Consider the following 19,117-nt stretch of genomic DNA (forward strand, 5'->3'; position numbering starts at 1 on the left):
ACAGCTTGAATGGGCAATTGGTAAAGACCGTGACAAATAAGTTCGAAGAGATTTCCATAGCAGAACTGGAATCGGCTGTATACCTATTAAAGATGTATGGACAGAATGCATCAACCCAAACATCAAGATTGGTAAAACAATAATTGATTAAAGCAAAGATTATCTCTTAGGCTGTAATGCTAACAATTAACGTACATAGCTGTTGTTAGTTAAAGGGGTAACTTCAGCAATGTCAGCCTCCTTATTGTAAAGATAAGGAGGTTTAGTTTTTTGATTAACTCTTGTCTACAATCTTGACAATTTTATCATCCTCGAATTCAAACTCAGAAGTTCCTTTCAACTCTAGGGTGTCTCCAGCTTTTAGGCCATTTGGCAAGTCTATTGCTAAGATGGCGTTGTAGTCTATATTAATGATTACGTTTTGGTTCTTGAATTCCCAAGATGTAATAGTTTGTTGTCGCTTAGTAAAATACTGTTTCGCAGATTCAGCTTGGGCTTTAAAATTAGCTTTGCCTTCAGTTCTTAAGTCGACAGTTCCGTTAGAAACATTTTCGAAGACGACATGTTCAGCTAAATTTTTGATCATGCCATCAACATCTAAAGTGTTGTACGCATGAATATAATCTTCGATAATTTGCTTTTGAACTGTTTGCATCTTGTCTTGAGTATTACAGCTACAAGTTAATATGAAAATAATAAAGAAATAATTGAGCTTCATTTACATCAATTGGGATGATTATAAGTTACTAATTTTAATGAACATTTTTTTCATGAATCATTGCTTAGCTTAAAATTTCAAAAACAATAAGATTATAGTAAATTTACAGTCTTGTCAAAATAACACAGTTTGATTTCACAATCCACCATAGCCAAAGTCTTTGAAACTGCTCGAGTAGAGGAGGTTATTGGTGATTTTGTTCAGCTCAAAAAAGCAGGCTCCAACTTTAAAGGTCTAAGCCCATTTAGCGATGAGCGTACGCCAAGCTTTATGGTATCCCCTGTAAAGCAAATTTGGAAAGATTTTTCCAGTGGAAAAGGAGGGAATGCAGTGACCTTCCTTATGGAGCATGAGCACTTCACATATCCTGAAGCGATAAAGTATCTAGCTAAAAAATACAATATTGAAATCGAAGAAACTGAGCAAACCGACGAGCAGAAGGAGCAGGCTAACGCTAGAGAGAGTTTGTATTTGGTCAATACGTTTGCGAATGAGTATTTTCAAAAGATACTTCATAAAACTGAAAAAGGTCAAGCTATTGGATTGAGTTATTTTAAGGAACGCGGTTTTACGAATGAAACCATTAAAAAGTTCAATCTAGGATATTCTTTAGATGAATGGCAAGCCTTTACAGATGAAGCTTTAGAGAAAGGTTATCAACTAGAGTTTTTAGAAAAAACAGGGCTGACTATTGTAAAAGAAGACAGAAAGTTTGATCGTTTCAAAGGTCGTGTGATGTTTCCTATTCACAGTATGAGTGGACGAGTGCTTGGATTTGGAGGACGAATTCTAGGCAACGATAAAAAAGCGGCAAAATATCTTAATTCTCCAGAAAGTGATATTTACCATAAGAGCAAAATCTTATATGGAATTTATTTTGCCAAGCAGAGCATAGCTAAAGAAGATAATTGTTATTTGGTTGAAGGCTATACAGATGTTATACAGCTTTATCAAAGAGGTTTGAAGAATGTTGTAGCCTCATCGGGTACAGCATTAACTCCTGAACAGATTCGATTGGTGAATCGATTGACCAAAAACATTACTGTACTTTTTGATGGCGATGCAGCAGGTATTAGAGCTTCCATTCGTGGTATTGATTTAATTCTGGAGCAAGGCATGAACGTAAAGGTCTGTACCTTTCCAGAAGGAGAAGATCCTGATAGTTTCGCGAAAAATAACACACTTGAAGAGCTAACGCTATATCTAGAATCTAACGCTAAAGATTTCATTCAGTTCAAAGCATCGTTATTGGTAAAGGAAGCTAATAATGATCCTATTAAGAAAGCTGAAACTATAAGAGAGATTGTAAATAGCATTGCTAAGATTCCGGATCAGATAAAGAAGGAAATCTACATTCAGGAGTGTTCAAAAATTATGGATATCAGCGAGGATGTGCTCTTTAGTACATTGGCGCAAATCGATAAGAAAACCTTTCAGGAAGCCAATAAGAATTTCAAAAAAGAACAAAAAGCCTTTGATGTCATTCGACAAAAGGAACAACCACGTCCAAAGGTTGATGTTCAGTATGAACTGGAGCGAAAAATAATTGAGATTCTGCTGTTATATGGAAACACTACAGAAGAGTTCGAAGACTTGGTGCTTAAAGAAAATGAAGCTACTGGTGATTTGGAGCTAGAGCCTGTTTCGCATAGAGCTAAAGTTTTTGAAAAAGTATATCTCGATCTTCAGGAAGACGAAATGCAGTTTACTAATGAAATGTTCAAAAACCTTTATTACACTTTGATCGACACACTTCACAGAGATGAAGATTTTTCGACTAGAACCTTCATGAACAGTTTGGACCAAAGCCTTGCTAATGAAGTGACTTCTATACTTATGGACGACGAAAAATATAGCTTGCATAAATGGGATACTAAAAATATCATTACCAAAGAAAAGAAGCATACTATAGCGCAATTAGTCAACCAAACAATTTTGAGCCTACGTTGCTTTTTAATTGATAAAAAGGTAGAAGAATATCAGTCCGAAAGCCAAAATGGAAATGCAGACAATAAAGCTATCCTAGAAGACGTAAAGGATTATCTTGGACTAAAGATGCTACTATCTAGAAAATTAGGAAAAGTTATAGGTAGCTAATTAAGTTAACTCGTGGTGCTGAGCTTGGTGAATGAGATCTACAAGATTAGTTACATTAAGCTTTTTGTAAAGTCTAGCTTTGTATGTGCTCACAGTTTTTTCGTTAATCTCTAATTCCTGAGCGATTTCTTTGTTTTTCTTTCCAGACGATAAAAGCTTCAATACTTCAACTTCACGAGTAGATAAGCGTTTAAATAACCTGCTCTTGGTCATTTTGGTATCATTATACCTCATAGTTTTACTGATAGCCTCACTCAAGTAAACCTCTCCTTGACTTACTTTTTTAACAGCTTCAATGATGGTATCAGTGCTAACTTTTTTAGATAAATATGCAGAAGCGCCTGCTTTGAGTGTGCTAATTGCGTAGATTTCTTCTGGTTGGTGGCTTAGAATAATGACATTGATGTCTCTATACTCCTTTTTTATAGCTCGTAAAGCAGTAATGCCATTCAGCTCAGGGAGGTCAATTTCGGAAACAATAATGTCTACTTTATTGCGTCTTACAAATTCGAAAATTTCAATACCGGTAGTAAGGCTGCCTACTACACTGATACCATCAACGGTATCCAGTAAACATTTTAAACCTGTTCGCACAATAGGATGAGAATCTACAACTAAAACGTTAATCATAATGATATAAATTTAGCCTAACACAAGAGTGTATTACTTAATGAAAGATTAAGTTAAAAAGTGTGGAGATTCGTTGCAAAATTAAGGAAAAATTCAACATGGTGTCAAATTTCATGGCAAAATCTCAAAGATTATTTCAAATCCTTAGGAATCTGACAGATAGGAATTGGTATCATTTTATGCTGATTTCTCCTATTATAATCCATGTATATTTTGAAGACTTCTCGCTGCCTTCCATCAAAATCATTTTCGGTTTTACCTTCATCTTGCATTTGCATAGCCCATTCCAATTCTGGGTATGAAGCGCCAATCTGATCTTCGTCACTTCTGGCATCACCAAATAGTCCATCACTAGGCGTAGCTTTCATGATCGACTCAGGTACTTTTAAGGCTTCGCCTATGGCATAGACTTCAGATTTCAGCAAATCTGCAATTGGACTAAGATCAACACCACCATCTCCATATTTGGTATAAAACCCAACTCCAAAATCTTCAACCTTATTACCAGTGCCAGCGACCAAAAGACCTAATAAACCAGCATGATAATACAAAGTAGTCATTCTTAGTCTAGCTCTAGTATTCGCCAATGCCATATCAACTACTTCTTGTTTGCCATCCAATGATACTTCAGTTCTAAACTCTTCAAAAACAGGCGTGAGATCAACTCTCGTATCATCAACATTGGGATAGCGTTGTTTGAGTTGAGAAATATGCTCTTGAGCTCTGGTAACATGACTAGCAGCTTGGTGTATTGGCATTTCTATGCACAATACTTTTAATCCAGTTTCTGCACATAGTGAAGAGGTGACAGCAGAATCTATCCCTCCAGAAACACCAACAACAAAACCATTAACTCTAGCGTTTGTAGCATAGTCCTTGAGCCAGCTAACAATATGATCGATTACTTTTTCAGTTTGCATTTTAATACGTTTTTAAGAGTAAGAAGTGTACCTTTGCAGACAAAAATAACGGAAACCTTCAAGGAATAAAAATTAAAGAAACATCAAGTTTTAATGAAGAAGTTATTATTGATTTTATGCATACTTTTTTCTGTGGTCGCTTGCAAGAAAGAGTCTAAACTTCAAGGTGATATTGCTAAGATAGATGTAGACTTTTTTGTGGAGCGCTTCGAAAAAGCCTTTGACGATGCAAAACCAGAAGACTTGCCAAAACTAAAAGAAGCGTTCCCATTCTTTTTCCCAGAACGATTCAATGATTCTATCTGGATAGAACAGATGAATGATTCACTACAGAAAGAATTGAGATATGAGGTTTTAAAGACATTTGCCGAATTCAAAGATGTAGAACAAGATATAGAACAATTGTTTCAGCATCTAAAATACTATGATAGATTCTTTAAAGAACCTAGAGTGGTCACTTTAACCAATGATGTAAGGTATAGAGAAAAGGTTTTTGTTACAGATACCATTGTTTTAATAGCATTAGATAATTATCTAGGCAAGGATCATAAATTCTACGGTAATATAGCAGGGTTTTTATCGCAAAATTTTAATAGAGAACGAATAGTAGTAGACCTTGCAGAAGAATATGCTAAACGTTATGCTTACCAAGCGACGAAGCGAACTTTGCTCGATGAAATGATATACTTCGGAAAACTACACTATTTCAAGGATGCTGTAGTGCCGTTTAAAAGTGATGCAGAAAAGATTGGATATACTGAAGAGCAGCTTGCCTGGTCGGAAGCTAATGAAAACGAAGTCTGGAGTTATTTTGTTGAGCGCGAGTTGTTGTTTAGCACAGATAGCAAACTTCCAAGCAGGTTTATCAATCCAGCACCATTTTCCAAGTTTTATCTTGAAATAGATAACGAATCTCCAGGGCGATTGGGACAGTATATAGGTTGGCAAATTGTTAGGAAATATATGGAAGACAATGATGTTGAACTAATGGATATGATGCAAAAAGAAGCCAAAGAAATTTTTGATAACACCAAATATAAACCACGTAGATAATGTCAAAAACACTAACATCGAAGATAGAGCTCAATGTAGAATTGGATGAAAATAGAGTGCCAGAATACCTTAGCTGGACTGCTGAAGATGGTGGAATTAAAGACCAAGAAGCTAAAGCCATGATGCTTTCAGTTTGGGATAGTAAGGCAAAGGAAATGCTCAGAATAGATTTATGGACCAAAGATATGCCAGTAGATGAGATGAAGATATTTTTTCATCAAACCCTTGTGGCTATGAGCAAAACATTTCATAGAGCAACTCAAGACGAAAAAATGTCTGCCACTATGCAAGATTTTTGTGATTATTTCGCAGAAAAGTTAGAACTAAAAAAGTAATATGACTCTCAAGCATTTTTTTTTAATGCTAAGTTCATATTTAGGTAACATCATACAGTTTGTTTAATAGTAATTTTACAGTGCTATTAATCAATATTGGGAAAGAGAAACATTAGTCAGACTTTCGTGGAAGAAAGAGACTAATGTTTTTTCTTTAAATTAGCATATGCGAAAGGTTTTACTTGGTGTTATACTAACCCTTATTGTACTTCTGGTATTCAGGCACTGCTCGGATAAGGAAGAGACCACAATCTTCAAAGAGCATTCGGCACTTATCCAAGAACAAATCAAAAATGTTGGAAAACTCGTTGTTACCGAAGGTCATTTTAGCGAGGTTTTTAATTATGAAAACTCCAAAGAAATTTTAGGCGATTTTTATTCAGCAGATAAAAAAGCACTCGTTGTAGTTAATGCTGATGTGTCAATAGCATACGATCTTAGCAAGCTTGAATATGAAATAGATGAGGCCAATAAGATTTTACGGCTGAAAACAATCCCGAAAGAAGAAATTTCCATAAGCCCAGATTTGGAATATTACGATTTGCAATCAGATTTTTTGAACCCGTTTGAAGCTGAAGATTATAATCAAATAAAGGAAACCGTTAAAACAACCTTACTCGAAAAAGTTGAAAACTCTACACTAAAGTCTAATGCTAAGAATAGACTCATCAGTGAACTTTCAAAATTCTATATTCTTACCAGCTCTATGGGTTGGACATTGCAATACAATGAGCAACCAATTGACGGTTTGGATAAACTAGATGTATTTAAACTTAAATTATAGCCTTGAATTCTCAACCAGAAACACGCAAGCAAGAAATTATTAGAACTGCAGCTAAACTTTTCAAAGAAAAAGGATATAGTGCTGTGACTATGCGCGATTTAGCATCAGAAATGGGAATAAAGGCCGCAAGCCTATACAATCATATAAGCTCTAAACAAGACATACTAAAAGAGATTATCATCTCTATTGCTGAAGAGTTTACAGAAGGTATGGCAAACATTCGCTCTTCTAACCATAAAACCATTGAAAAATTAAAGCAAGTTATTGCGCTTCATGTAGAGATTACCTCGAACAATACCTATGGCATGGCATCACTAAATAATGATTGGATGCATCTCGAAGAACAATTAGACTATTATTTGCAGCTACGTCATAATTATGAAGACAATTTTAGAGAAATTATAAAGAATGGTATTAAGTCTGGAGAAATCATTGATGAAAATCCAGATACCATGCTATTTTCCATCCTATCTACCTTACGTTCGCTGTATTTATGGATTCCAAAGAAAGAAGATTTGGTGCCAGAAGAACTTGCCCAAAGCCTTAGTAAAGTGCTAATTAATGGCGTTAATAAATAATTGACAATAATTTCGTAAATTTGTCAATCAAACTAACAAGTGTTAGTTTGATTTAATTTTTAAGAATGGCAGACTTTCACGAAGTAAAAATTAAAGACATTTATAAGGAGACAAAGGATACAGTTGTTGTAGACTTTGATATTCCAGAGCATCTTCAAGATAATTTCAAGTTTACGCAAGGGCAACACCTTACCTTACGAAAGATTATTGATGGTGAAGATGTCCGTAGATCTTATTCTTTATGTACAAGTCCATTAGACAATGAATGGAAAGTGGCAATTAAGCAGATCCCTGGTGGTGTATTTTCAACCTATGCGAATAATAAACTGAAAACAGGAGATTCAATCGAATTGATGGAACCAACTGGTAATTTCTTTGTAGAAGTAGATCCATCGACTCCCAAGAATTATATAGCATTTGCTGCAGGTAGTGGTATCACTCCAATGCTCTCCATTATAAAAACGCATTTAGAGTCTGAGCCAGACGCTACATTTAAGTTGTTTTACTTGAATCGTACTACCAAATCCATTATCTTTAAAGAAGAAATTGAGCAGTTAAAAAATATATATTTTGAGAGGTTTCATGTATTCTATTTTTTAACCAAAGAACAAAGAGATATTGCGTTCCTCAATGGACGATTCGATAAGGAAAAGCTTCAAATTCTTACCAAAACATTTATTGATATTCCAGATACAGCACATTGCTTTATATGTGGGCCTCAAGAGATGATTTTCCTCATTAGAGATGAACTTGAAGCAGCAGGATTAGACAGAAGTAGAATACACTATGAATTATTCTTCTCTGGAGATTCTGAAGCTTCAAAATTACATATAGCAGAAGTACTAGAACAAAGAGCAGAAGGAACTGAAGTTACTATTGTTGATGGAGGAAAAGAATTCCATTTCACCATGGATGAAGATTTCGATAATATTCTAGATGGAGCTCTAGCAGCAGGAGCAGATTTGCCATTCGCATGTAAAGGAGGCGTATGCAGTACCTGCAAGTGTAAAGTTCTTGAAGGGAGTGTAGAGATGAAAATAAATTATGCTTTAGAAGAAGATGAGGTTGCTCAAGACTTCGTGTTGAGTTGCCAAGCAGTACCAACTTCAGAAAAAGTAGTTGTAGACTTTGATGTATAAAATGCCTATAGCTTAGAGCTGTGAGCAAATAGCTTATAATTATGAGTGAAGAACAAATAAAACACCTGGAAGTAGAATTCGAAGCACGTATAGAACGTGATGAGAAAATTGAGCCAAAAGACTGGATGCCTGAGAAATATCGCAAAACGCATATTAGGCAAATTTCGCAGCATGCACATTCAGAAATCGTAGGAATGTTACCGGAAGGAAACTGGATCACCAGAGCACCATCTCTGCGTCGTAAAGTTGCACTATTGGCAAAAGTTCAGGACGAAGCAGGTCACGGACTTTACTTGTATAGTGCTTGCGAAACTTTAGGAATTTCTAGAGACGAGTTGTACGATCAATTGCATTCAGGCAAAGCAAAATATTCAAGTATTTTCAATTACCCAACATTAACTTGGGCAGATATAGGAGCTATTGGTTGGTTAGTAGATGGCGCTGCTATTATCAATCAAGTGCCATTATGTAATACCTCTTTCGGGCCTTATGCCAGAGCTATGGTCAGAGTATGTAAAGAAGAGAGTTTCCATCAAAGACAAGGATATGAGATCATGCTCAAATTGTGCAACGGAACACCAGAGCAAAAAGAAATGGCTCAAGACGCGTTAAACCGTTGGTGGTGGCCATCATTAATGATGCTTGGTCCAACAGACGATGTGTCTGTACATACTGCGCAATCCATGAAATGGAAGCTAAAACGTAAAACCAACGACGAATTACGTCAACAGTTTATAGACCAAACAGTACCTCAGGCAGACATCTTAGGAATTACAGTTCCAGATCCAGATTTAAAGTGGAATGAAGAAACTGGGCATTACGATTTTGGCGAAATCGATTGGGATGAGTTTTGGCAAGTAGTCAAAGGTCATGGACCATGCAATACATCACGCATGAATGCTAGAGTAGGAGCTTGGGAACGCGGAACTTGGGTGAGGGATGCAGCAATGGCGCATGCCGAAAAGAAACAAAAAAGAAAACTTAATAAAGCGGTTTAAAATGAATAAAAAATGGCCTCTTTGGGAAATATTCGTAAGAAGTAAAAACGGATTAGAACATCGTCACTTCGGAAGCCTTCATGCGGCAGATGCTGAAATGGCTTTAGAGAATGCTCGCGATGTATATACGAGAAGAAATGAAGGTGTCAGTATTTGGGTAGTAGAATCCAAGCATATAACAGCATCAAATCCAGAAAATAATGGGGAGTTGTTTGAGCCTGCTCAGGACAAAATATACCGTCACCCAACATTTTATGATTTACCAGACGAAGTAAAACATATGTAACGAACCATTCATTTGTCATCCTGAACTTGTTTCAGGATCTCATTAATGTGAGTTTAATATTATGAACGAAAATTTATATAAATACATATTAGGTATAGCAGATAATTGTCTCGTTTTGGGGCAACGGTTAGGAGAGCTATGCGGACATGGACCAAGTTTGGAAACAGACATTGCCTGCACTAATATCTCTTTAGATTTATTTGGGCAAGTCAGGAGCTATTATCAATATGCCGCTCAAGTTGCAGATGATGGTAGATCAGAAGATGATATTGCTATGCTTCGTAGAGAGCGAGAATATGTAAATGTGTTATTGGTAGAACAACCAAATACTGATTTTGCATATACCATAACTAGGCAGTATTTATTTGATGCCTATCACTTGTTATTTCTTAATGAACTACAACACAGTAACGATGAAACCCTATCGGCAATAGCAAAGAAAGCTATTAAAGAAGTTAGCTATCATGAGCGTTTTTCATCAGACTGGTTAAAGCGATTAGGAGACGGAACAGAAGAAAGTCATAGAAGAGCGCAAGATGCTCTAAATACCTTGTGGGCATATACAGATGAGTTGTTTCATCAAACAGAAGCAGATCAGGCTATGATTGAAGAAGGCATTGGTGTTGACACAATGAAGCTTAAAGAGATTTATAACAATCAAGTTTCAGAATTATTAAAAGAGGCAACTCTGGAAATTCCAGAATCCAAATGGTTCCAAAAAGGAGGCAAAGAAGGAATACATACAGAACATTTAGGGTATTTGCTCGCTGATTTACAGTACATGCAACGAACCTATCCAAATATGGAATGGTAAATAGTTGTTGGTCACTGAGGCTCTCGAAGTGACCATGAATGAAAATGGTAATAGAACTGGCACATATAGATGAAGAATTGATTCCAATATTAGAGAAAGTCTCAGATCCCGAAATTCCTGTGCTTTCAATATTGGAAATGGGAGTAGTACGTTCTGCTAAAGTTTCGGGAAAAGAAGTGCAAGTCAAAATAACACCTACTTATAGTGGTTGCCCTGCAATGGATGTTATTGGAGACGATATTAAAACAGCTTTGAATAAAGCAGGGTATAGCACAAAAGTCCAGTTGGTGTTATCACCAGCTTGGACCACAGATTGGATAACTGAAAAAGGGAGAAAAGCATTAGAGGACTATGGAATAGCACCACCTCTAGAGCCAGATGCTGATAAAGAAGCCTTATTAGGCAATAAAAGAATAGTAAAATGTACCAATTGTGGTTCAACACAAACCCAATTGGTAAGTCAGTTTGGTTCTACAGCATGCAAAGCATTATTTAAATGCGAAGATTGCCAGGAACCATTCGATTATTTCAAATGTTTGAAATAGATAATTTGTTGTCATCCTGAACTTGATTCAGGATCTCATCAAGACAGAAAAAAAACAAAGGTATGAGCAACAATTCAATTGAATTAAAGATTGAAAACAATATAGCGTACATAACGCTGAACAGACCAGAAGTATTTAATAGTTTTAATCGTGAAATGGCTTTAAGACTAATAGATACAATTGAAAGTTGTAAAACTAATGAAGACGTTAGAGCAATTGTTCTAACAGGAAACGGAAAAGCGTTTTGTGCAGGTCAGGATTTAAAAGAAGTAACATCACCAGAATTAAATCCGGGATTCAAAAAGATTTTAGAAGAACACTACAATCCAATCATCAAGCAAATCAGGACTATTGAAAAACCTGTGATTGCAGCTGTCAATGGAGTTGCTGCAGGAGCGGGAGCTAATATAGCCTTGGCTTGCGATGTTATTGTAGCTAATGAACATGCAAGTTTCATACAAGCATTTAGTAAAATAGGATTGATTCCAGATAGCGCCGGAACCTTCTTTTTACCACGATTGATAGGTTTTCAAAAAGCATCGGCTTTAGCCATGCTAGGAGATAAGGTTTCAGCAGAAGAGGCCGAACGCTTGGGTATGATTTACAAGTATGTTTCAGCAGACGAGTTTGATGACACCATTCAAAAGTTAGCAACTAAGTTATCCAAGATGCCCACAAAAGCATTAGGGTTGATCAAGAAAACATTTAACGAATCCATGACTAATGATCTAGATGCACAATTGGCTCTAGAATCAAAATATCAAATAGAATGTGCAAACTCTGAAGACTATACAGAAGGCGTTAGTGCATTTGTAGAAAAACGTCAACCAAATTTTAAAGGACGATAATGAACGTAGGAATTATAGGTTCAGGAACCATGGGAAGCGGAATAGCACAAGTAGCTGCTACTGCTGGTTGTAAGGTTAAGTTATACGACACCAATCAAGCCGCTTTAGATAAAGCCAAAGCAGGTCTCGAAAAGATTTTGTTGAGATTGATTGAAAAAGGCAGAATAGATGAGGCTGAAAAATCTAGAATACAAGGCAATATTAGCTATGTTGGAAATTTAAAAGATTTATCAGATTCAAACTTAATCATAGAAGCCATTATTGAGAATCTTGACATCAAACAAAAAGTATTTTCAGAGCTAGAAACCTACGTTTCTGAAGATTGTATCATTGCCTCAAATACGTCAAGCTTATCTATAGCATCAATTGCTTCATCGTTAGAAAAACCTGAACGATGCATTGGGATTCACTTCTTTAACCCAGCACCATTAATGAAGTTAGTTGAGGTTATTCCAGCAGTGCAAACGTCGCAAGAAGTTTTAGATAAGTCAGTTGCAACAATTTCAGATTGGAAAAAAGTTGTAGCAGTAGCCAAAGACACACCTGGTTTTATTGTGAATCGTGTGGCTAGACCTTTCTATGGAGAGTCACTTAGGATTTATGAAGAAGGATTAGCTGATTTTGCTACTATAGACAATGCTATGAAAACTGTGGGAGGCTTTCGAATGGGACCTTTTGAGTTGATGGATTTCATTGGTAACGATGTGAATTATACTGTCACTGAAACAGTATTTGAAGCGTTTTATTACGATCCAAGATATAGACCATCATTTACCCAAAAACGTTTATCAGAAGCTGGTTATTTAGGTAGAAAATCTGGAAAAGGTTATTACGACTATGACGAAAATGGAAAAAAAATAGAACCGTCTGTCATGTCGAGCGCAGTCGAGACATCTCTTTCTCAATATATTTTCGATAGAGTATTGGTAATGCTCATCAACGAAGCAGCAGATGCTTTATTCATGAACATTGCTTCAGCAGAAGATATTGATAATGCCATGACCAAAGGGGTTAATTACCCTAAAGGTTTATTAGCTTGGGCAGACGAGAAAGGAATCGATTGGTGTGTGAATAAATTAGACGAGTTATATGACGAATATCATGAAGACAGATACCGTTGTAGCCCATTGCTAAGAAAAATGAATAGAGAGAACACAAAGTTCTTTTAAATACAGTCAATGCAAAGCATTGAAAAATCGTTGAAATGTAGAATATAAAAATCAAATCGTTAAGAATTTCCGAAACCTTGGAGGAAATTTAGATTTTATTTTTGGTTTTCAGCTTAACTGAAAAATTCCTTATTTCAACTTGACTTTTTTGATTCGTTTTTGTGTCAAGACAAAAATGAATAAGAATATAGAGATATTCATATTGAGGAAAATTAAACTATGAAAGGAGCAGATATTCCATACAAAATGTTAAGTCAAGATGCCTTTAGCCAATGGTTAGGTGTTGAGATATTGGAATGTGAAGTAGGTAGAGTCAAAGTCGCAATGACAGTTCGAAGAGAGATGCTCAATAGCATGAATTATGCACATGGTGGTATTAGCTATTCATTGGCAGATACAGCTTTTGGGTTCACAGCTAATACACATGGTAAATACGCAGTATCTATAGAAACAAGTATCAATCATATCGAGGCTTTAGAAGAAGGGGATTATTTAGTTGCTGAATGTGTGATTGAAAAAGTAAATAATAAGCTAGGATTTAATGTTGTTGAAGTAAAACGAGGAGAAGAATTAGTAGCCCTATTTAAAGGTGTTGTTTATAGAACACAAAAAGATTGGGAAGGGTAAATCATTTGTCATTCCGCACTTGATGCGGAATCCATAAAAGGAAAAATTAAAAAGATACCCACTTTCGTGGGCATTTATTATGAAAGAAGCATATATCATTGACGGCGTAAGAACGCCAATAGGAAATTACAAAGGGACATTATCAGCCGTGAGAACAGATGATTTAGGAGCTTTGGTGATCAAGGAGCTAGTTGAACGTAATACCGACATCCCAAAAGAAGCCTATGATGATGTTATCATGGGTTGCGCTAATCAAGCAGGAGAAGACAACCGCAATGTCGCAAGAATGTCCTTATTATTGGCAGGGTTGCCATTTACAGTTCCAGGTGAGACAGTAAACAGACTTTGTAGCTCTGGACTATCAGCAATTATACAAGCGAATAGAGCTATAAAAGCAGGTGATGGTGATCTATTTATATCAGGAGGTGTGGAGAATATGACACGTGGACCTTATGTTATTGCCAAGCCATCAAGTGCATTTGGAAACGATTCTAAGATGTATGATTCTAGTTTTGGATGGCGTTTTGTGAATAAGAAAATGCATGAGATGTATGGCACGGATGGTATGGGAAATACCGCAGAAAATTTAGTTGAACTATACAATATTTCAAGAGAAGACCAAGATGCTTTTGCGTATTGGAGTCAGATGAAGGCTGCAAAAGCACAAGAAAACGGTCGCTTAGACAAGGAGATTGTGTCAGTTGAAATACCGCAACGAAAAAAAGATCCAATCATTTTTTCTAAAGACGAGTTTGTAAAGCCAAACACCTCAAAAGAAGTATTGGCTAAACTAAGACCAGCTTTCAAGAAAGAAGGCGGAAGTGTAACAGCAGGGAATTCATCAGGATTGAATGATGGTGCAGCAGCGACGATTATAGCATCAGAAGATGCAGTAAAACAATATAACCTGAAACCTCTGGCGCGAATTGTAAGCTCAGCAGTAGTAGGTGTAGAGCCTAGAATCATGGGGATAGGACCTGTGCAAGCTTCCAATAAAGCATTAGAAAAGGCAGGACTCACGATGGACGATATGGATATTATAGAGCTTAATGAAGCCTTTGCAGCACAAGCCTTAGCTTGTACAAGAGCTTGGGGATTAGCAGATGATGACCCAAGATTGAACCCAAATGGAGGTTCTATAGCAATAGGTCATCCACTAGGTGTAACAGGAGCAAGAATTGCCTATTCAGCAGCTTTAGAATTACATGAACAGCAAAAGCGCTACGCCTTAATAACAATGTGTGTAGGCGTTGGACAAGGCTATGCAGCAATAATAGAGCGAGTATAATTCCTGTGTAAGCAGGAGTCTCATACAAACTATTTGTCATTCCGCACTTGATGCGGAATCCATAAAAAAGTAAATAATTGATAAGATACCTGCTTTCGCAGGCATGTGTATGAAAATACTAATCATAGGAGGTAACGGAACCATTGGCAAAAAGGTAAGTCAGAGATTGGCTGAAAAACATGATGTACTAATCGCAGGACGAAATTCTGGTGATGTTACAGTAGATTTTTCAGATTCGAACTCAATTAAAGCAATGTTCGAAAAAACAGGAAAGATTGATGCCATTGTTTGTATAGCAGGAGACGCCAAATGGGATAAGTTCGATAACCTTTCCGAAGATGACTTTTACATAGGCATTAAGAGTAAGCTAATGGGGCAAGTCAATACTGTGAGAATTGGTAAGGAGTTTTTAAATAAAGGAGGCTCAATAACCTTATCAACAGGAATTTTGGCTGATGACCCAGTAGATATGACGACAAGTGCAGCGATGGTTAACGGTGCCGTTCACAGTTTTGTGAAAGCTGTGGTTTTAGAATTAGACAATATTAGAGTCAATGCAGTTTGTTCGGATTTGGTTGAAGACTCTTACGAAAAATATAAAGATTATTTCCCTGGAAACACACCAGTACCAATGCATAAAATTGTAGATGGTTATGTGAAATGTGTTGAAGGGAAAATCAATGGTAGAATATTAAGAATAATGGCATAAGAAGTTATTATGAAAAAAATACAACATTACGTTCAAGGGCAATGGACAGAAGGAAAAGACGAAGGCGCTCCTATTTATGACGCCATTACTGGGGAAGTAATTTCCAATGTGGCTATAGAAGGGTTAGATGTTCCAGAAATTCTTCAGTATGGAAGGACAAAAGGAGGAGAAGAACTCCGTAAAATGACGTTTCAAGAACGAGGTAATATGCTAAAAAAATTAGCATTATACCTTACAAAGCGTAAGAATGAATTCTACGACTTAAGTTATAGAACCGGAGCAACCAAAGTTGATAGTTGGATTGATATCGAAGGCGGTTTTGGAAACCTATTCGCTAACGCATCACTTCGAAAGCTTTTTCCAAATCAACCCTACCATGTAGAAGGCGATCCAATAGACTTGTCTCGTGGTGGACGTTTTATGGCACATCATATCATGGTGCCAAAGAAAGGTGTCGCAGTTCATATCAATGCCTTTAATTTTCCAGTTTGGGGAATGTTAGAAAAGTGTGCAGTAAACTGGATGGCAGGAGTACCTGCAGTAGTGTTACCAGCACCTTCATCATCATATTTAGCTGAAGCAGTAGCCCGAGCAATTATCGAATCAGGAATATTGCCAGAAGGCGCTTTGCAAATTATTAATGGCACCGTCAGAAATATTTTAGATACTGTAGAATCTCAGGATGTAGTTACATTTACAGGTTCTGCAGCAACTGGACGCCTGTTGAAAGCACACCCTAGAATTATTCAGGAAGCTGTACCATTTACTATGGAAGCAGACTCGTTAAATGCATCTATCCTTGGAGAAGATGCAGTGCCTGGAACACCAGAATTTGATTTGTTTGTAAAAGAAGTTCGAAAAGAAATGACAGTGAAAGCTGGACAAAAATGTACAGCTATTCGTCGTATTATAGTTCCAGAGAACTTAGTAGAAGATGTTCAAATTGCACTAGGGAAAGCATTAGATAAAGTTACCATTGGAGACCCAAGACTTAAAGAAGTGAGAATGGGGTCTTTAATTAGTAAACAGCAAGTAGAAGCAGTTCGTAATTCTGTAAAAGACATTGCTAAAGAAGCAGAGATAGTTTACGGTAACTTAGATAAAATAGAAACTATTGGAGCTGATGCCAAGAAAGGCGCTTTTATTAGTCCAATTTTATTAAGAACAGACAATCCTTTTGAAAATACAGCAGTTCACGAGCGTGAAGCCTTTGGTCCTGTAAGTACAATTATGCCTTACAAGACAATAGATGAAGCCGTTAAGCTAGCTCAAATGGGTAAAGGGTCATTAGTATCTTCTATCGCGACGTTTGATGATAAGATCGCCAAAGAATATGTTGTAAATGCTGCGAGTCATCATGGTCGTATTTTAGTGTTGAATAGAGAAAGTGCTAAAGAAAGTACAGGTCATGGTTCACCATTACCATATTTGGTGCATGGAGGTCCAGGACGAGCTGGAGGAGGTGAAGAAATGGGTGGAATGCGAGGAATAAAGCATTATTTACAGCGTACAGCAATTCAAGGCTCACCAACAACCATTACCGAAATTACAGGTATTTATCAGCAAAATGCAAAATATAAAGAGGCAGAGCAGCATCCATTCAAATACCATTGGGAAGATATTGAACCAGGAATGTCTCTCAAAACACATAAGCGCACAATCACAGATACTGACATCATAAACTTTGCTAATGTCACTTGGGATCATTTCTATGCGCACACAGATATCACCTCTTTAGATGGAAGCATATTTGAGAAGCGAACTGCACATGGTTACTTCATTATTTCTGCAGCAGCAGGATTATTTGTGTATCCAAATAAAGGCCCAGTAGCCGCAAACTATGGTTTAGATAGTATAAGATTTTTGAGACCATTGTATCATAACGATACTATTTATGTGCGATTAACATGTAAAGAAAAAGTAGATAGAGATGTTGCTAGCGCAGAGCATCCAAGCGGAATTGTAAAATGGCATGTCGAAGTATTTGATGCCAATTTTGAAAATAGACCTGATAGTCAAAAAAGTGATAAGGATAGTCCTTTGGTAGCTGTTGCGACTATTTTAACGATGGTTCAAAAAAAGCAGGAAACCTTTGTTGAGATCAACAGACAAAGTATTGAAGGATACTTAAATAAGTTGTCAGAAGATACCAAACCACTTTGGGGCAATATGACGCCGCAGCACATGATTGAGCATTTGGAATATTCAACTAGAATATCTTCAGGTGAGATTCAAGATATAGAGATTGGTACACCAGAAAAGATATTGGAGAAAGTTCACAATACTCTGTATAACTATAATAAAATGCCTAGAAATTTTGGTGCACCAGAGCGTTTAGAAGAAGAATTGAAAACATTGAGCTATGAAAGTCTTGATGAAGCCAAACAAAAGCTTTTAGAAGCTTATGATCGTTTTGAAACTTATTTTAAAGAACATCCAGAAGAAACACAAAAAAATATCGTTTTCGGACACCTAAACAGATACGAATGGAATTTATTCCACCGTAAACATTACAATCACCATTTTGAACAATTTGGATTAATATAAAGTTAAATGTCATTCCGAGCGCAGTCGAGGAATCTCACTAAAGATTGCCACGTCCTTCGTCCTCGCAATGACAAGTAAATATAAAGATGACACAACCATACGTAAAACAAACTATAGAAAACGGAGTAGGAACTATTGAATTTTTTCATCCTGCTCACAACTCCTTGCCAGGAGACATACTAGCTGAATTAGCGCAAACCATAACCGATGCAGGTAACAATGATGATATCAAAGTTATTGTACTAAAGAGTGGAGGAGATAGAACCTTTTGTGCAGGAGCAAGCTTTAAAGAATTAATCAATATCAATGATGCTGAAACAGGACGTGTGTTCTTTTCTGGGTTTGCAAATGTGATTAATGCAATGCGCAAATGTCCAAAGTTTATCATTGGGCGCATTCAAGGGAAAACCGTAGGAGGAGGCGTAGGTTTAGCTTCAGCGACAGATTACTGTATGGCAACTAAGTTTGCTGCGATTAAACTGAGTGAACTCAATGTTGGTATAGGGCCTTTTGTAGTTGGGCCAGCAGTGGAACGTAAGCTTGGTCTTAGCGGAATGTCTCAGATAGCGATTGATGCAAATTCATTTTATCCAGCAGAATGGGCGAAACAAAAAGGATTATTCACCCAAGTGTTTGAAAGCACAGAAGAACTAGATGAAGCTGTAAAAGCCTTTGCAGAAAACTTATGTAATTACAATCCAGACGCCATGAAAGAAATGAAGCAAATGTTTTGGAAAGGGACAGAGGATTGGGATACGTTACTTGCAGAACGTGCACAAATTAGTGGACGATTAGTATTGAGTGATTTCACGAAAGAAACGTTGAAGCGATTTAAGTAGATAATCAATGCGAAGCATTGAAATAAATGTTGAAATTCAGAATATAAAAATCAAATCGTTAAGAATTTTCGAAGCCTTGGAGGAAATTTAGATTTTATTTTTGGTTTTCAGCTGAGCTGAAAAATTCCTTATTTCAACTTGATGTTTTGGTTCATTTTGCATCAAGGTAAAATGAACAATAAAAAAGAAAAAA

The 19,117-nt window shown here is 36.6% G+C and carries 21 protein-coding genes; 18 read left to right on the forward strand and 3 right to left on the reverse strand.

What is annotated here, in order from left to right; translation table 11 throughout:
* Nucleotides 1-5: 5 nt before the first annotated feature.
* Nucleotides 6-143 (forward strand): T9SS type A sorting domain-containing protein, encoded by a 138-nt coding sequence (locus NCE97_RS15090; RefSeq protein WP_353780183.1) that lies wholly within the window; start codon nt 6-8, stop codon nt 141-143.
* Between the two features lie 131 nt (nt 144-274).
* Here NCE97_RS15090 and NCE97_RS15095 read toward each other — a convergent pair whose 3' ends face one another.
* Entirely contained in the window at nt 275-655 is a 381-nt protein-coding gene (locus NCE97_RS15095; RefSeq protein WP_353780119.1) for a nuclear transport factor 2 family protein, read from the reverse strand.
* Between the two features lie 192 nt (nt 656-847).
* On the opposite strand from NCE97_RS15095, the gene dnaG reads away from it, so the two are divergent.
* The gene (dnaG, locus tag NCE97_RS15100) at nt 848-2,815 is read left to right on the forward strand and encodes a DNA primase (protein ID WP_353780120.1); all 1,968 of its coding nucleotides are present in this window, start codon (nt 848-850) and stop codon (nt 2,813-2,815) included.
* Here dnaG and NCE97_RS15105 read toward each other — a convergent pair whose 3' ends face one another.
* Nucleotides 2,816-3,445: a response regulator gene (locus NCE97_RS15105; protein ID WP_353780121.1), complete on the reverse strand. Its 630-nt coding sequence runs from the start codon at nt 3,443-3,445 to the stop codon at nt 2,816-2,818.
* A gap of 131 nt (nt 3,446-3,576) precedes the next feature.
* Nucleotides 3,577-4,365, reverse strand: coding sequence for an NAD(+) synthase (gene nadE / locus NCE97_RS15110; protein ID WP_353780122.1), 789 nt, complete (start codon nt 4,363-4,365; stop codon nt 3,577-3,579).
* Between the two features lie 93 nt (nt 4,366-4,458).
* On the opposite strand from nadE, the gene gldB reads away from it, so the two are divergent.
* From gldB to NCE97_RS15190, 16 genes are all read left to right on the forward strand, one after another.
* Complete coding sequence (gene gldB / locus NCE97_RS15115) at nt 4,459-5,418, forward strand: gliding motility lipoprotein GldB (protein WP_353780123.1); 960 nt, start codon at nt 4,459-4,461, stop codon at nt 5,416-5,418.
* Entirely contained in the window at nt 5,418-5,753 is a 336-nt protein-coding gene (gene gldC / locus NCE97_RS15120) for a gliding motility protein GldC (protein ID WP_353780124.1), read from the forward strand. Before gldB ends, gldC begins: the two co-directional genes overlap by 1 nt.
* A gap of 166 nt (nt 5,754-5,919) precedes the next feature.
* Nucleotides 5,920-6,537: a DUF4230 domain-containing protein gene (locus NCE97_RS15125; RefSeq protein WP_353780125.1), complete on the forward strand. Its 618-nt coding sequence runs from the start codon at nt 5,920-5,922 to the stop codon at nt 6,535-6,537.
* 2 nt (nt 6,538-6,539) lie between these two features.
* Complete coding sequence (locus NCE97_RS15130; RefSeq protein WP_353780126.1) at nt 6,540-7,115, forward strand: TetR/AcrR family transcriptional regulator; 576 nt, start codon at nt 6,540-6,542, stop codon at nt 7,113-7,115.
* Between the two features lie 65 nt (nt 7,116-7,180).
* Nucleotides 7,181-8,254, forward strand: coding sequence for a 1,2-phenylacetyl-CoA epoxidase subunit PaaE (gene paaE / locus NCE97_RS15135; RefSeq protein ID WP_353780127.1), 1,074 nt, complete (start codon nt 7,181-7,183; stop codon nt 8,252-8,254).
* A 41-nt stretch (nt 8,255-8,295) separates the two neighbouring features.
* Complete coding sequence (gene paaA / locus NCE97_RS15140; RefSeq protein ID WP_353780128.1) at nt 8,296-9,252, forward strand: 1,2-phenylacetyl-CoA epoxidase subunit PaaA; 957 nt, start codon at nt 8,296-8,298, stop codon at nt 9,250-9,252.
* Between the two features lies 1 nt (nt 9,253).
* Nucleotides 9,254-9,538, forward strand: coding sequence for a 1,2-phenylacetyl-CoA epoxidase subunit PaaB (gene paaB / locus NCE97_RS15145; protein WP_353780129.1), 285 nt, complete (start codon nt 9,254-9,256; stop codon nt 9,536-9,538).
* Nucleotides 9,539-9,599: 61 nt separating this feature from the next.
* The gene (paaC, locus tag NCE97_RS15150) at nt 9,600-10,352 is read left to right on the forward strand and encodes a 1,2-phenylacetyl-CoA epoxidase subunit PaaC (RefSeq protein ID WP_353780130.1); all 753 of its coding nucleotides are present in this window, start codon (nt 9,600-9,602) and stop codon (nt 10,350-10,352) included.
* Between the two features lie 44 nt (nt 10,353-10,396).
* The gene (paaD, locus tag NCE97_RS15155) at nt 10,397-10,897 is read left to right on the forward strand and encodes a 1,2-phenylacetyl-CoA epoxidase subunit PaaD (RefSeq protein WP_353780184.1); all 501 of its coding nucleotides are present in this window, start codon (nt 10,397-10,399) and stop codon (nt 10,895-10,897) included.
* A gap of 62 nt (nt 10,898-10,959) precedes the next feature.
* A complete protein-coding gene (locus NCE97_RS15160; RefSeq protein WP_353780131.1) occupies nt 10,960-11,745 on the forward strand; it encodes an enoyl-CoA hydratase-related protein in 786 nt (261 codons plus the stop codon).
* Nucleotides 11,745-12,914, forward strand: a complete 1,170-nt coding sequence (locus NCE97_RS15165; protein WP_353780132.1) for a 3-hydroxyacyl-CoA dehydrogenase NAD-binding domain-containing protein — start codon at nt 11,745-11,747, stop codon at nt 12,912-12,914. Before NCE97_RS15160 ends, NCE97_RS15165 begins: the two co-directional genes overlap by 1 nt.
* A 219-nt stretch (nt 12,915-13,133) precedes the next feature.
* Complete coding sequence (locus NCE97_RS15170; protein ID WP_353780133.1) at nt 13,134-13,541, forward strand: PaaI family thioesterase; 408 nt, start codon at nt 13,134-13,136, stop codon at nt 13,539-13,541.
* A 79-nt stretch (nt 13,542-13,620) separates the two neighbouring features.
* Nucleotides 13,621-14,829, forward strand: a complete 1,209-nt coding sequence (pcaF, locus tag NCE97_RS15175) for a 3-oxoadipyl-CoA thiolase (RefSeq protein ID WP_353780134.1) — start codon at nt 13,621-13,623, stop codon at nt 14,827-14,829.
* Between the two features lie 109 nt (nt 14,830-14,938).
* Nucleotides 14,939-15,538 carry a short chain dehydrogenase gene (locus NCE97_RS15180; RefSeq protein ID WP_353780135.1) on the forward strand — a complete coding sequence of 200 codons (600 nt, stop codon included), beginning with the start codon at nt 14,939-14,941 and terminating at the stop codon, nt 15,536-15,538.
* Between the two features lie 9 nt (nt 15,539-15,547).
* Nucleotides 15,548-18,085: a phenylacetic acid degradation bifunctional protein PaaZ gene (paaZ, locus tag NCE97_RS15185; RefSeq protein WP_353780136.1), complete on the forward strand. Its 2,538-nt coding sequence runs from the start codon at nt 15,548-15,550 to the stop codon at nt 18,083-18,085.
* An 86-nt stretch (nt 18,086-18,171) separates the two neighbouring features.
* The gene (locus NCE97_RS15190) at nt 18,172-18,924 is read left to right on the forward strand and encodes an enoyl-CoA hydratase/isomerase family protein (RefSeq protein ID WP_353780137.1); all 753 of its coding nucleotides are present in this window, start codon (nt 18,172-18,174) and stop codon (nt 18,922-18,924) included.
* Nucleotides 18,925-19,117: the final 193 nt, after the last annotated feature.

The organism is Winogradskyella sp. 3972H.M.0a.05 (assembly GCF_040493455.1).
Classification (GTDB): Bacteria; Bacteroidota; Bacteroidia; order Flavobacteriales; family Flavobacteriaceae; genus Microcosmobacter.